Consider the following 14,961-nt stretch of genomic DNA (forward strand, 5'->3'; position numbering starts at 1 on the left):
CCGCCTTCGCGGAGCAGCGGACGGAGCGCCCCTCTCTCGTCCCCTTGCACCTGGGAGAGCCCGTGCGTAGGGGCTCGCATCCTCGGCAACAACCCCACGCGCCCACGCGGTAGCTTCCGGGCCCCATCACGGAGACAGAGGAGCCCCATGTTCGCGAGCCTGCTGGTGCTGCTGCTCACGCAGCTTCCCTCCACACCCGACCCAACGCCGGTGGAGTGCCTGTGCGACACCGAGGCGAGGGTGGTCGACGCTGCCATGGAGGCCGTGAAGCTCATAGAGAAGCTCTCCTCGCGGAACAGTGAGGTGGAGAAGGCCATCCGTAAGGGGGATGACATCCTGCAGGATGTGGCCTCGGACTGCTCCGAGCCCATCCAGTGCACCGGACAGTTGCACCACATCATCTCCCGGCTCATCGCCAAGGAGTTACAGGAGCACAGGACGCTCAAGGGCCAGTACAAGGAACGTGACCCGCGCTTCGTCAGCCGGGCCGTGGATGAGAAAGCCCACTGCGGCTACCAGCAGTGGCACCGGGATGTGGACGCGGAGGTCGTCGAATGGCTCAAGCGCAACCGCGATGCGACCGCGAAAGAGTTCGAAGCCCACCTCCGGGAGATCTACAACCGGCCCGACATGTTGGCGAGGTTCCCCCATGGTTTCTGAGCCAACGGCTTCCCCACGATTCTTCATCCTGGAGAAGGACAAGCTACGGTCCCGTTACGATGTCGAGGTCGACAAACTTGACCCCATCAATCGCGGAGAGGGGCCCGACTGCCCACGGTGCGGTGGTGCGATTGGGATGCTGGAGTGGCTGCCCCCCTACCGCGTCGAGTTGGTACTGCACGGTGAGGAGCTCGGGGACTTCATCGAGCCCTCGGGTGATGACCTGCTCGTGTCCGAGCGGTTCGCCCAGGCCTTCAAGGAAGAAGGGCTGACGGGGCTGGAGGGCTTCCACCCGGTGGAGGTGGCCCGGGTGCGCCGCAAGCGGCGGGGCCCCAAGGCTACCCACGTTCCCGCGTACCTCGTCGTCAGGACCAGCCCCATCAGCCGCGCGGCCGTGGACATGGCGCGCAGCCGCATCGTCTACGCCGACGCCCCTCCCACATGCGAGGAATGCCGCGAGGCGACCAAGAACGCCATCTACGGCTACACCCTGGAGCCTGGCACCTGGGGAGGAGAGGACATCTTCCGTCCTCGGGGACTGTATGGATGCCTGACCGTCTCCGAGCGCTTCGCGCGTTTCGTCGAGCGCCACGGGTTCACCAACATGAAGCTGATCCCCACCGAGCAGCTCGTGTGGGATCCCCTGCGGCGCGGGCCACCACGCACGAAGCCGGACGCGCTCTGAGTCCTGCTTATCGGGTGGGTTCATTCCAACCCCCTGGGGGGACTCCCGATTTTGGCCCGGAAGCGGCGAAAGCCGGCCGGGTTGCGGTAGATTGGGGACGTGCCGCGTTGTGTGACATGCGGGCAGCGTTGGGAGGGGACCCACGCGCACTGTCCTCGAGGAGCCACCCCGACCAACGCCCCCTCCGCGGGGCGTGGCCGGCCGTCGCCGTCCCTCGAGCTCGCCGGCTACCGGCCCGAGGAGGAGGTGGCCCGTGGCGGCTTCGGCACCCTCTATTCCGCCCGGCGCGAGCACGATGGCTCACGCGTGGCCATCAAGGTGGCCCACTCCGAGGTGCCCCTCGCCCGCGCGCAGCTCGCCCGCGAGAGCGAAGTCCTGCGCGTCATCGGCCCGCCCACCGTCCCCGCGGTGCATGACACGGGCACCCTCCCCAACGGCGCCCCGTACCTCGTCATGCAGTTCATCGCCGCGCCCACCCTCGCGCAGCGCATGGCGCAGGTGTCCGGCCCCATGCCGCTCGCCGAATTCACCTCGCGCACGCAGTCCCTGCTGGACGCACTCGCGGTGGTGCACGGCCACGGCTACCTCCACGGCGACCTCAAGCCCGAGAACGTCTTCCTCGATGACGCCACGCGCTCCGCCGGATTCTTCGACTTCGGCCTCGCGCGCTCCGTGAGCACGCCAGCCCACTCCTCCGCTGACGAGCCCACGCCCCCCATCGGCGACTCCTTCGCGGGCACCGTCGAGTACATGTCCCCGGAGCAATGCTCCGGCCAGTCCGGCCTGGACATCCGCTCGGACATCTACTCCCTGGGCGTCCTCCTCTACGAGATGCTCACCGGCCGGCCGCCCTTCTTCGGCACCCCGGCCGACGTCATCCACGCCCACCTGGCGCGCCGGCCCCTGCGTCCCTCGGAGCTGGTGTCCGTGCCCGCGGCGCTCGAGCAGGTGGTGCTGCGCTGCCTCACCAAGGAGCGCGAGCGCCGTTATGACTCCGTGTCCGCCCTGCGGCTCGCGCTCCAGGAGGCACTGGCCAGCACCGAGAAGCCCTCCACCCCGCCCCCCCTCGCACGCGAGAAGGCCGCCCCTACCCCGCCCGCGCCCGTGCGGCGCTCGGTGGCGGTGCTCTTCTTCCGCTCGGGCGCCAACCCCGTCACCGTGCAGAAGGCGCTCGCCGGCTTCGGCGGGCAGATGGCCTCCCACGAGGGCACCCGCTTCGCTGGCGTCTTCGATCCGGACGCGGGAGAGAATCCCGTGCGGCGCGCCCGGCAGGCCGCCGAGGGCCTCGCCGCGCAGAACCTCGCGCCCGCCGCGCTGATCGACGTGGCCACGGTGACGGTGCAGCGCCGTCCCGGTGGCCCCGCGCGCTACCTCGGCCCCATCTTCGCGCGCAAGGACCGCTACCCCACCGACGACGATCCCTCCACCCTGCTGCTCACCACCGCCGCGGCCGAGGCCCTGCCAGACCTGCCGTGTGAGCCGGTAACGGGCCGCGAGGGCGTCTTCCGCCGCGCGCCGGCGAGCCTGGGACGCGAGGACGTCACCATCCTCCAGCATGGCAGTGGCGTGCTGGTGGGCCGCGGCAGCGAGCTGGCCGAGCTGATGGAGAGCGCGGGCCTGGCGCTGGTGGAGGGCGCGCCCACGCTCGTCACCGTGCTGGGAGACCGGGGCCACGGCAAGACGCACCTGAGCGCCGCGCTCACCCAGCAACTTCAGGTGGCCCTGCCCAACGCGCGGGTGGTCACGTGGCGCGCCCGCGAGCCGGTGCAGGGCGATCCCGAGGGCACCCTGCGCATGCTGCTGCGCGGCGCCCTGTACGACTTCCGCGGCGACGCCGAGCTGACGGGCTCCGACCACGAGGGCCGCGCCACGTGCTTCGAGCTGCTGGGGCCCCAGCTGGCCACCGAGCTGTGGCCCGGCGTGGCCTCCACGTTGGGGTGGCTGGCACCTGGCGCCGCCGGACTGCAGAACTGGGCCGCTGCACCTGGCGCCCTTCGCTCGCTGGCCATGCGCGCCGCCGGTGAATTGCTGGCCGCGCGTGCCCGCCGCCGGCCGCTGTGCCTGCTGCTCGACGACGCCCAGTACGCCGAGGAGACGGCCCTGGACGCGCTGGAGTACGCCGCGCTCGCCGAGTCCCGCCTGCCCCTCTGGGTGTGCGTGCTGGCGCGCCCCGGCTTCGAGCGCCTGCGCCCCTCCTGGGGTACGCGCGCCGCCCGCCGGCACGTGCTGCCGCTCGGCCCGCTTTCACCGCCCAGCGCCGTGGAGTTGTGCCGCACCCTGCTGCGCCCCGCGGAGAACATCCCCGCCGCCGCGCTCGAGCACCTCTCCGAGCGCGCCCAGCGCGTCCCCCTCTTCCTCGTGGAGCTGGTGCGGGGCCTCAAGCGCCAGGGCCTCGTGCGTCAGCGCGCCAGTGGCGGCAGCTGGTTCCTGGCCACGGACGAGCTGGACCGGATGCCGGAGCTGCGGCTGGTGGACTGGCTGGCGGACCGCGAGTTGGGCGCGCTGCCCGTGGAGCTCGCGGCCCACGCGCGGCTGTGCGCACTGCTCGGCCCGGACTTCACCGCGGCCGAGGCCGAGGGCGTGGTGCACGCGTTGGAGGAGGACGGCGGCGCGGCGGACTTCCCGTTGGATCCACGCCATGCCACGCGCCGGCTGTTGGACCTCGGCCTGCTGGTGAGCCACCGCCAGGAGGGCCTCAGCTTCCGCAACGAGCTGCTGCGCGCCACGGTGGAGCGCTCGCTGCCCGAGGCGGACCGGGCGCGCATCCACCGCGCCGCGTTCCGCTACTACCAGAGCAAGGCCGGAGCCGCCGAGCGCCAGCGCCTGCCCCGACTGGCCCTGCACGCCGCCGCCGCCGGCCTGCGTGACGAGGCCGCCGCCCTCTACATCGACCTGGCCGAGTCCGCGCGGGGCCGCCACGCCTATATCGAGGCCGAGTCCACCTATACGCGCGCGCTCGAGTTGCTGGAGCCCGATGACCGGCGCCGCCGCCTCACGGTGCTCCGGGGACGGGGCCTCATGCGTTACCGCGTGGGGCGTTACGAGGACTCGCTGGCGGACTTCGCCGCGGCGCGCGAGCTGGCCCGGCAGCTGGAAGCGGTCTCCGACGAGGTGGACCTGCTGCTGGACGAGGCCATGGCCTACGACTGGATCAACGACTACGCGCGCTCGGAGGAGCGGGTGTACGCGGCGCAGGATCTGGCCTTCTCCCGGAAGCTGCAATCGCCGCTGCTGCAGCTGCGGCTGCTGCTGGGCCTGGGGCGCGCGCAGTTCCGCAACGGCCAGTGGGTGGAGTGCTGCGAGCCGCTGCGGGAGGCGGCCGAGCGGGCGCGGAAGCTGGGAGATGCCGGCTACGAGTCGCTGGTGGTGGCGCAGCTGCTGCTGGGAGTCATCCTCCCCAACATCGGCCACATCGACGAGGCGGAGCGCATCCTCGAGGAGGTCATCGCCGAGTGCAGCGAGCGCGGGGACCGGCTGCACCTGGGCAGCGCCATCAACAACCGGCGCAACCTGTGGGTGGCGCGCAACGACGTCCAGGGGGCGATGCAGGACCAGGAGCGCTTCCTGCACCTGGGGCGCGAGCTGGGCATGGTGGGCTGGGAGTACTTCGCCGAGCACAACATGGGCGAGCTGCTCCACCAGGCGGGGAACGCGGAGGCGGCGGCCCCGCACATCATCCGCGCCATCGAGCTGGAGCGGCACCACCCGGAGATGGCCCCGAGGCCCTGGGCGCTGCTGTTGCAGGCCCGGGCCCTGGCCTACCTCGGGCAGGACGAGAAGACGCGCGTGCTGCTGACGGAGATCCGCCAGACGTTGAAGCAGAGCGGCGCGGAGTTCAGCCCCTCGGAAGAGGTCATGTTCGACGCGGTGGATCTGGCCACGCGCGACGCCACCGACGCGGAGTGGGAGGCACTGCTGGAGCGCTCCAACGAGTTCTCGGTGGAGCAGGAGCCCCTGGAAGTGCTGGAGCTCATGGGGCGGGCCTTGCTACGGCGGGGCCGCCGGAAGGAGGCCGTGCGCATCCTGGAGGAGGCCCTGCGCCGGGCGGAGACGATTCCCAACGTCATGAGGGACCGGCTGAAGCGCAGCCTGGAGAGCGCGCGCCTCTTCCCCGAGGCGTGAGGCCGCGAACCAGCGGGGCGCTTGCCTGGAAGCCCGGTGGAAGGTCCGTGCCGGCCACGTCCCGTGAGGTAGAGTCGCGCCCTTGCCATGAGCAGCGACCCCTCCGCCCCGAGTCCCTCCGTCCCCGCCTCCACGACCCTGGAAAGGCGCCTTGGCTGGCTGGTGGGCGTGGGCTGTGGGGTGGCGGTGCTGGCGCTCACCTTCGCCCTCGCACCCGAGTACTGGCGGTCGCGCGGCTTTCCGCTCGATGACGCGTGGATCCACGCCGTCTACGCGCGCAGCGTGGCCCGGGGGGATTGGCTCAGCTACAACCCCGGCGTGCCGGCCACCGGGGAGACGTCCCCCCTGTGGGCCTTCGTGGTGTCGGTGGCGCACCTCGGCGAGGCGAGCGTGGGGCGGGCGGTGCTCGTCACCAAGCTGCTCGGCTTCCTGCTGCATGCGCTCACCGCGGCCGGCCTGTACGCGGTGCTTCGGGACGCGGGCCGGCTCCGGGCCCTGAGCGCGGCCCTGGTGGTGCTGGTGAGCCCTCACCTGGTGGGGGCCAGCATTTCCGGCATGGAGGTGCCGCTGGCCACGCTCGCGGCGGTGGGCTTCGTGCTCGTGCAGCGCGGCCAGCGCCCCTGGCTGTACGCGCTGTGTGGCGCGCTCGGTCCGCTCGCCCGCCCCGAGGTGGGCGTCTTCCTGGTGCTCCTGCCGCTCGTGGTGCGCCCCCAGCCCGGGTGGAGGCCCGTCGTGAGGCGCTGGCTCGAGGCGGCGGCGGGGCTCGTGCTCGGCGGCGGCGCGTGGGCCGCGTGGAACCTGTATGCCTCCGGCCGGCCGCTGCCGGCGACGTTCTACGCCAAGGTCACCTCCTCCCGCGCTCCGCTGCTCCCGTCCCTGTGGCACTCGCACCGGGTGGGCTACTCCGAATTGCTGCCGGAGGTCTCCTGGCCCGGGCCCGTGCTGCTGGTGCTGGTGGCGCTGGCGCTGCTGACCGTGTGGCGCCGCCAGTCCGCGAGCAGCACGGAGCGCCTGGCGGCCGGACTCGTGGCCGTGGGGCTGGCGTTCTGCTCCGTCTCGCTGGCGCTGGGGCGCCTGGGCAAGGTGGAGAGCTTCTATGCGCAGCGCTACGTGCTGCCCGCCCTGCCCTTCCTCCTGGCGGCCCTGCCGGTGCTGCTGGGCGGGTGGCTGGAGCGGCGGCTGGCGAGCCACGGCCCCCGGATTCCCGCGCTGGCCGTGGCGGTACTGCCCCTCGTGATGGCCACGGGGCTGGCGCCCCGTCTGGCGCGGCTCGAGAACGACGCGCACAACATCGACGATCTGCAGGTGCAGGAGGGCCTCTTCCTCTCGCACGCCTCGCCCGGGGACGTGGTGTGGGTGCTCGACGCGGGCGCCTCGCGCTTCTTCGGCAACGCCTTCGTGGTGGACCTGCTCGGCCTCAACACGCCGCAGATGCTGGAAGAGGACGCGCAGGCCTGGCTCACCCAGCACCCGCCGCGCTTCCTCGAGTGGACCAAGGGCTGGGCCGCCATCCAACCGGACGACAGGTCCGGGCTGCGAATCGCCGGCACCTTCCAGACGAGCACCGAGTACACCGTCTCCCACCAGAAGGAGATGGGGACGCGCCTGTTGATGGAGTGCAGCCCCGGGGTGGGAGGCGTGTACGCGCGCAAGTCGAACCGGTGGCGCTACGCGTGCGCGGCGGCGCCCTCCGCGCAGCCCGTGGTGGAGGACGCCCAGCCCTGAGCCGCGCTCACCCCTGGTGGATGAGACCGGCGGCGATGAGCGCCGCGATGAGGACGCTCAGGAGGGACTCGCCGATGATGGCGCCCGCGCCCGCCGACTGCACCGTCTGCGTGGCCGAGGGACGGAAACGAGCCACCCCGGCGGCCAGCAGGGACCCGAGGCACAGCGTCACCGCGTAGTAGGCCGGCACGACGAAGCCGATACCCATGGCCGCCGCCGAGGGCAGCCACTTCGCCAGCCGCCCGCGCGCGCCCACCGACAACAGCACGCCCGCGAGGAAGCCCAGGCCCGTGGCCAACGCGGAGGACTGGGGCAGCTCTCCCAGCCCCTTCGAGGCCAGCTCCGCCACGGCCTTGAATTGCTGCGCCGTGGGCATGGGCAGCGTCTCGGAGCCCAGCCCGTGCGCGGACACCAGCAACGCGTACGTGGGGATGGCCACGGCGGCGCCCAGCAGCACCCCCGGGAGCTGGACGAGCAACTGGCGCGAGGCACTGGCCCCCAGCAGCCGTCCGGCCTGGAGCGACCACAGGCTGCCGCTGGTATGCGACGCGGCGCCCGACACCACGCCACCGGCCGCGACGTTGAGGCCGGGATGGCCCGGCACGCCCAGGCCGAAACCCACCTGCGCGAGCTGTCCCACGGGGCTCATGGGCGCGATGTCCGTCTGGCCCGTCGCCCGGGCGCACACCGCGCACAGCGGGAACGTCAGCAGCAGCGCCAGCAGGAAGTACAGCGGGCTCAACTGGAAGGCGAACCACGCCATCACCCCGGTGAGCACGATGGCCGGGAGCACCGCCCTCGCCACCCACCGGCCGGCCGTGGACTCCCAGCCCGTCCCGTCCTGTCCCAGCTTGCGCAAATCCCTCATCACCGAGGGAAGGGCCCCCACCTGGGACAGGAGCGACGTGGCCGCCGCCCCCACCATCAGCCCCACGCCGGGCCACAGCAGCCACCCGGCGAGCGTGGGGAACGAGGCATCCTTCACCACCTCCGCGCGAACCAGCCAGGGTGCCAGTCCGGTCCACGCGAGCGCCGAGCCCAGCAGGATGCTCAGCCCCGCCTGCGGTCCCACCAGCACGCCGATGCCCAGCATCATCGGATTCCAGCCGATCCCCAGCATCAGGCTGTTCGCGCCCAACCCGCCCACCGTCAGTGAGCCGGGCAGCAGCGAGGCCTGGGGCACGAGGCCCCACGCATCCCGCGAGAAGGTGAGCCCCATGGAGGCCAGTCCGCTCACCCACAGGCCCCGGACACGCGCCGCGTAGGCCGAGCCGGTGGAGTGCAGCGTGGAGATCAGCTGCGCGGTGGCGGCACCGGTGGGAAAGGGCAGGGCCTCGTCCTCGAGCAGGCGCCGGCGCAGCGCGAAGGCGAACAACACCCCGAGCGTCCCCAGCCCCACGCCCCACAGTGCCACGGCCCAGCCCGGCGGCTGTGTCCCCAACATGGCGAGCGCGGGCACCGCGCCCAGCAGTCCCGCGGTGGCGGGCACCGCGCCCACGGAGACAGCGGCCGTCTGGGAGAGGTTCGTCTCCAGCGGGGAGACAGGCGGGCCACGCCGGGCCATCGCCGACAGGCCACCGAAGGCCAGCAGCGAGGACAGCACACACCCCGACTCCCAGAAGCCCGTCTTCAGCCCCGTGTACACGTTGGTGATGGCCACCACCGCGCCGATGAGCCCTCCGGCCACCAGCGCACGGGCCGTCAACTCGGGGGGACTGGAAGCCGGCGCCACGGCGGGCACCGGGTGGAGCGAGGGAGGCGAGGACTCGTCTGGAACGAGCACGGGGGTGGCCGCGGCGCTCCCGGATTGCCGCTCACTCATCTGGCGTCTCCCTGGAACACGGTCACGGGCGAGGACGGTGACGGCGTCGTGGCCGGAGACTGCGCGGAGCGGCCCACCAGCGCCTTCAACTGGCGCATATCCAACGGCTTGCTGAGCTTCGGGTTGGACACCTCCTGCAGGAAGCTCAGCGCCCTCGGGGTGAAGGCCCCGCCCGTCATGAAGACCACGCGCTGGGCCTGGTCCGGCGAGGAGCGGTTCAGCTCGGCGTACAGGTCCATGCCCGTCATCCCCGGCATCATCACGTCGCAGAGGATGAGGTCGAAGCGGTTGCCCTGGTCCATCAGCTTGAGCGCGGCCCGGGCACCGTTGACGGTGGCCACCTCATGGTCCGGCGACAGCGAGCGCTGGAGCGCCCGCGTCACGTACGGCTCGTCGTCCACCACCAGGATGCGCGCGCGGCCCGCGGTGGGCACCGGCGCGGGCTCGGCCCGCACCTCGACCGGCGTACCCGCCACGCCCAGGCTCACGCGGAACGTGCTCCCCTTGCCCGGATGGCTCTCCACGCTGATGCGTCCACCCATGGAGTCGACGATGCCGTGGCAGATGGACAGCCCCAGCCCCGTGCCCTCGCCCACCGGCTTGGTGGTGAAGAAGGGATCGAAGATGCGCGCCTGCACCTCCGGCGCCATGCCCACGCCCGTGTCGCGCACCTCCACCACCACGTCTCCCGAGCCGCTCTCGCGGATGACGACGCGAATCTCGTGGTCCCTCGCATCTCCCTCGGGAATGGCGTGCGCCGCGTTGAGCAGCAGGTTGAGGAACACCTGGCACAGCCTCGACTCGTTGCCCTGCACCGAGGGCACCGGCTCGAACTGCGTCACCAGCCGCGCGCGGTGTTTGATGACGTTGTCCGCCATCTTGCACGCCAGCTCCACCGCCTTGCTCACCTCCACCGGTCCCAGCCGGTCCTCCTGCTGGCCCCGGGCGAACGTCTTCAAATCCCTCACGATGGAGGCGATGCGCTCGGCGCCCTCCACCGTCTCGCGGATGACCTGGTGCAGCGGATCCACCGTCTCCGCCACCGGCGAGCTCCGCAGCCGGTCCAACCCCTCGGAGATGAGGTGCAGGTTGACGAGCATGTAGGCCAGCGGGTTGTTGATTTCGTGCGCCACGCCCGCGCCCAGCGTGCCCACCGAGGCCAGCCGGTCCGCCATCTGCAGCCGCGACTGGAGCAGGCGGCGCTCGGTGGTGTCGCGGTGGACCATGATGTGGGCGATGGTCCGGCCCTCCGCGTCCCGCAGCGGCGCCACCACGGACTCGCAGTAGCTCTGCGTGCCATCGGCCCGCTTGAAGTCCATCTCCCCCGTCCACCGGCCGTCACGCTCCAACGCGGCGAGCACCTCGCCCGTGCGCTTGTCCTCCACGCCCGGGTGCAGCAGCGAGAAGAGCGTCTGCCCGAGCGCCTCGGCCTTGCCCCGGCCGAACATCTTCTCCGCGCTCGCGTTCCAGTCGATGATGCGCCCGGCCCGGTCCGTGACGACCACGCCCTCGCACAGGCTCTCGAAGATGAGCGCCTGACGGCGCAGCTCCTGCTCGGCCACCTTGCGCTCGGTGATGTCCATCACCGTGCCGGTGATGCGCACCGGAGTGCCCGTCTCGTCGCACAGCACGTCACCCTTGCAGGACAACCACCGGCCGCGCGCGCCCGTCAGCTCGATGCGGCACTCCACGTCCAGGTGGACGCGCTGGGCGAGCGCCGTGGCCAGCGCCTCGCGCACGCGCTGGAGATCTCCCGGGTGCACCACCTCGGACAGGTCCGTGGGGCGCCCCGACAGCGAGCCCACCGGCAGGCTCAGCAGCCGGTCCACCTGCTCGCTCCACGTCACCGCGCCCGTGACGGCGTTCCAATCCCAGATGCCCACGCGCGCCGCGCTCAGGGCCTGGCGCAGCTGCTCCTCGCCCTGCTCCACCAGCTCGCGCATGGAGAAGCGCAGCACCGTGACGGTGCCAATCTGGACCCGGTCCCCCTCGTGCAACTCGGCGGACGCGATGCGCACGCCATTGAGGTAGGTACCATTGGTGGAGCCCAGGTCCGCCAGGTGGAAGTTGCCCTCGGGCGCCCGGGTGATGCGCGCGTGCCGGCGCGACACACCATGGTCGTTGATCTGGAATCCCGCGTCCGCTCCCCGTCCAAGCACGTGCTCCGCGGTCTCGATGCGGAACACCTTTCCGATCGCCGCCGGCGTCGTCGTGCTGGTGAGGATGAGGCACGCACTCTCCGAGGACTGGAGCGGCTTCGCGGGCCCTCCACACATCGTGAGATCGTCCACCATCTTCATGGCCATGCTCTTCCCGGGGGCAGGAGTTTTTCGTCAGCTGAGAAAGTATCCCGCAGAGTCGGGGCTCGGGGCACCTCACCCTCCCGGTGTCTCGCGAGCCCATCCATCCACCAGTGGACACCTCGTTCCACGAGGGTAACCCAAGTGCCGTGCGCTCGACAGAGGGGGGGCCCCCTCCGGAGGCCCTCGTCCGGGGGTGGTAAACTTGAAGCAATGGCGGACACGGACAGCACTTTTCACATCCTCCCCCGCACCGAGCGGACGCCGCCCCGCGAGCAACCCGCCCGCGTGCAGCTCGCTCCCGGTGCCCTCGCCGGTGAGTACATGCTCAAGGCGGTGCTCGCCTCGGGCGGTCATGGCGCGGTGTACGAAGCTGAACATCGCATCCTCGGCCGGCGCGCCGCGGTGAAGGTGCTGCATCCGCACCTGACGGATCAGGGCGAGATGCTGCAGCGCTTCGTGCGCGAGGCGCGGGTCGTCAACCAGATACGCCACCCGCACATCGTGGACGTGTACGACTTCGGCATGCTGCAGGACGGCAGCCCGTACTACGTGATGGAGCTGCTGCCGGGGCGCACGCTCAGCCAGTTGTTGCAGGAGCGCGGGCGGCTGTCGCCGGAGCGGGCGCTGGCATACCTGGAGCCGGTGTGCGCGGCGCTGGAGGCGGCGCACCAGGCGGGCGTGGTGCACCGCGACCTCAAGGCGAGCAACGTGGCGGTGGTGTCCGAGGGAGAGTCACCGGTGGTGAAGCTGCTGGACTTCGGCATCGCCAAGTTCATCCACCCGGAGCCGGGGCAGGAGGGGCTGACGGTGGCGGGCCAGCGGCTGGGCACCTCGCAGGCCATGGCGCCCGAGCAGTTCCGCAGCGGCCACATCGGGCCCGGCACGGACATCTACGCGCTGGGCGTGCTGCTGTACCAGATGCTGACGGGCCACTACCCCTTCCAGTCCGAGGACCGGCTGGAGGTGGAGCGGATGCACCTGGAGGCGCCGGCGCCGCGGCCGAGCAGCGAGGTGCCCGTGCCGCCCGCGGTGGACGCGGTGGTGCTGCGCTGCCTGGAGAAGGAGGCGGAGCGGCGCTACCCGGACGTGGCCTCCTTCCGCGCCGCGCTGCGCGAGGCCGTGGCTCCGGCGGGCCCGGGCAAGGCGACGGCGCAGGGCCGCAGCGTGCGCGCCTTCGCCCTGCACGCCGAGGTGGAGCTCGAGGAGGGCGCCGAGGATGACGCCGCGTATGCCGCCGTCAGCGAGGTGCTCGACGGCCTGGAGCAGGAGCTGCGCGCCGCGGGCTTCGTGCTCGCCGTGCAGACGGGCATGGCGCTGCTGGGCGTGTGCCCGCTCGACGAAGCCTCGCACGCGGATGCCCGGGAGCTGCTGGAGAAGGCGCGCGAGCTGCACCAGCGCGCGCGGAAGCTCGCGGCCGGCACGCGCGTGAGCGTCCACGCCTGCGTCCACGTGGGCCAGGTGGATGCGCGGCGCGGCCCCGAGGGCCTCGACATCACCGGGGGTCCCCTGGCGGACATCGCCGGCTGGGTGGTGCGGGACGCGAGCGGTTTCGGCGTCACCCCCTCGGCCGCGCGCGCCTGCTCCCTGCCGCTGGCCGGCTGACGCGGGCCGGTAGCAACTCCCCTTTCCCTCTCTCAATCCCAGACGGCGTGAGGCCTCGCGCTTCACGCCGTCTTCGCACGTCCACGGACAGGACGTGAAACGCCATTCACTGCCTGACGTCGCGGGTGGGCCGGTTGCCCATTACCGACGTTTCAGGTGTCTCAATTTTGACCGACTAGGCGGTTTTCACCTGATTACCCTTTCTTTCATCAATACCAGTAGTCACACTGATGGCGTGGAGTTCAGCTTGTCGGGCTGGAATTCCGAAGGGCTCCACGAGGGGGAGTGAAAGGCAGAGCGACATATCCCGCGTCATCCGTTCCCAGGGGGTGGACCATGCTGTTGAAGACCTTCGAGTCTCGGCGCAACGGTTGGGAGTTTCTGGCAGTGGTGCTGGCCTGCGCCGTGGGGTGCGGACCGGCGGAGGAGCTGCCAGAAGAGATGGGCGGGCAGGAGGAGTGGGGGAGCACGGCCCAGGAGATCATCGTGGGCAACGGGCTGAGCCTGAATGGCCTGAGCCTCAACGGGCTGAGCCTGAATGGCCTGAGCCTCAACGGGCTGACGCTCACCGGTCTGGCGACGAGCAGCTTCAACACCTGGTTCCAGGGCGACCCGACGGTGCGCAACGAGGTGATGAAGTACGTGGTGGCGTGCGCGGTGCCCTCGGGCCAGACGCGCTCGTACACGGGCGGGGGCACCACCTATACGTGGAATGGCCTGCTGGGACTCGCCCCGGGCTGGGCGGGCGGCTCGGCGGCCACCACGGCGGAGTTGCAGGTGGTGTCCGGCTGCATGGCGGCGCACGCCAACAAGTTCGGCATCAACGTCACCATCTCGCTGCTGGGGCTGGACGGGGCCGGCAACACCATCACCTATACGACGCAGGAGCTGGCGGACTACAGCGTCAAGGAGGCGTGCTTCTTCGGCAACCTCTTCGACGGGAGCACCGGCGTCTACGGCGGCAACGACGGCCTGAGCCTGACGAGCAGCCAGAGCAGCCCGCGCGTGTGTGGCCTCGCCGGCTCGCCCAATGCCTCGCAGTGCACGCCCATGACGTACGTGGGCAGCTGCTCCAACTACTGCACCCGGGACGGGACCAACACCTTCTACACCACGTGCACCTACAACGGTGTCACCTACCGGCCCATCACCACGCGCATGAAGCCCTCGGACTTCTACACCTGCGGTGACGGCGTGTGCCAGGCCACGGAGAGCTGCGGCACCGGCACCACCGCCAAGAGCTGCGCGGCCGACTGCGGCTCCTGCTGAACGTCACCGCCCTGAAAGGGATTGGACGCGCCGGAGGCTGAACACGTCCACGTCGACGCCTTCCGAGAAGAGCGCCATCGGAGGCTCGGCGGGACGGGGAATGCCAGCGGCCGCCAGGAGCGACTCGTCCAGGCCCTCCGCATCCGCGCCGCGCACCTGGTAGGGCGGGTGGTGCACCTGGCCGCGAAAGAGCGAGCCCCTCGCGGTGGAGTAGAGGAAGTAGCGCTCGACGAGGAAGTGCTGGAGCGTGCCCGGAATCGAAGGCGCGGCCGGACCCCGGGGCGTGCAGCGCACGGCGCACGTGGCGGGCGTGGGCCCGGGCCAGAGACGCTCGGAGCGGTAGGCGAAGGACTCCCCTGCCCCGCCCACGGTGAGCTCCATGCGCGCGTACTGGTAGGGCAGCTTGAACCACGCCCGCGCGAGCCGCACCGCGATGGCATTGGCGGCCTCCAGGCTGAAGAACCAGACGCCGGGGTCCTTCCCCTGGAAGTGCACGTACGTGCGCACGTTGGTCTCGTGGAAGTCCGACAGGAAGCCCACCGCGGGAAGGCCCCGGGGCCGCACGCCGCGCATGGTGAAGGGCACCAGGCCCACCCATGCCTGGCCATCGAAGGTGTCCAGCGTCAGGCCCGGCGGCAGCAGCGGCGCCATCACCTCCGGCGGCAGCGGCCAGTGCAGGAAGAGCAGATGGCGCCAGCTCTGGTACATGACGGGCCGCTCGTCCGGCCGGCGCGTGGGACTGAGGCGATCGATCTCGGGCACGGGCTCCTTCA

Annotated in this window: 9 protein-coding genes; 6 read left to right on the forward strand and 3 right to left on the reverse strand. The window is 71.3% G+C overall.

Annotated features, from left to right (window positions below; genetic code table 11):
* Positions 1-147: 147 nt before the first annotated feature.
* From BO221_RS11120 to BO221_RS57295, 4 genes are all read left to right on the forward strand, one after another.
* Complete coding sequence (locus BO221_RS11120) at positions 148-660, forward strand: hypothetical protein (RefSeq protein WP_073560400.1); 513 nt, start codon at positions 148-150, stop codon at positions 658-660.
* Between the two features lie 136 nt (positions 661-796).
* Positions 797-1,345, forward strand: a complete 549-nt coding sequence (locus BO221_RS56065) for a hypothetical protein (protein WP_233165904.1) — start codon at positions 797-799, stop codon at positions 1,343-1,345.
* A gap of 99 nt (positions 1,346-1,444) precedes the next feature.
* Complete coding sequence (locus tag BO221_RS11130) at positions 1,445-5,467, forward strand: serine/threonine-protein kinase (RefSeq protein WP_073560402.1); 4,023 nt, start codon at positions 1,445-1,447, stop codon at positions 5,465-5,467.
* An 87-nt stretch (positions 5,468-5,554) separates the two neighbouring features.
* Complete coding sequence (locus tag BO221_RS57295; protein WP_143195390.1) at positions 5,555-7,192, forward strand: hypothetical protein; 1,638 nt, start codon at positions 5,555-5,557, stop codon at positions 7,190-7,192.
* A gap of 7 nt (positions 7,193-7,199) precedes the next feature.
* On the opposite strand, the gene BO221_RS11140 is transcribed toward BO221_RS57295, so the two are convergent.
* Together BO221_RS11140 and BO221_RS11145 are read right to left on the reverse strand one after the other, a co-directional pair.
* Positions 7,200-9,014 (reverse strand): OPT family oligopeptide transporter, encoded by a 1,815-nt coding sequence (locus BO221_RS11140; protein WP_083680944.1) that lies wholly within the window; start codon positions 9,012-9,014, stop codon positions 7,200-7,202.
* Positions 9,011-11,320: an ATP-binding protein gene (locus tag BO221_RS11145; protein WP_083680945.1), complete on the reverse strand. Its 2,310-nt coding sequence runs from the start codon at positions 11,318-11,320 to the stop codon at positions 9,011-9,013. Before BO221_RS11145 ends, BO221_RS11140 begins: the two co-directional genes overlap by 4 nt.
* Positions 11,321-11,527: 207 nt before the next feature.
* On the opposite strand from BO221_RS11145, the gene BO221_RS11150 reads away from it, so the two are divergent.
* The gene (locus BO221_RS11150; protein ID WP_073560404.1) at positions 11,528-12,919 is read left to right on the forward strand and encodes a serine/threonine-protein kinase; all 1,392 of its coding nucleotides are present in this window, start codon (positions 11,528-11,530) and stop codon (positions 12,917-12,919) included.
* A gap of 336 nt (positions 12,920-13,255) precedes the next feature.
* Positions 13,256-14,188, forward strand: coding sequence for a hypothetical protein (locus tag BO221_RS11155; RefSeq protein WP_073560405.1), 933 nt, complete (start codon positions 13,256-13,258; stop codon positions 14,186-14,188).
* Positions 14,189-14,191: 3 nt separating this feature from the next.
* On the opposite strand, the gene BO221_RS11160 is transcribed toward BO221_RS11155, so the two are convergent.
* Positions 14,192-14,950, reverse strand: coding sequence for a YqjF family protein (locus BO221_RS11160; RefSeq protein WP_233165907.1), 759 nt, complete (start codon positions 14,948-14,950; stop codon positions 14,192-14,194).
* Positions 14,951-14,961: the final 11 nt, after the last annotated feature.

This window comes from Archangium sp. Cb G35 (assembly GCF_001896145.1).
In the GTDB taxonomy this organism is placed as follows: domain Bacteria; phylum Myxococcota; class Myxococcia; order Myxococcales; family Myxococcaceae; genus Archangium; species Archangium violaceum.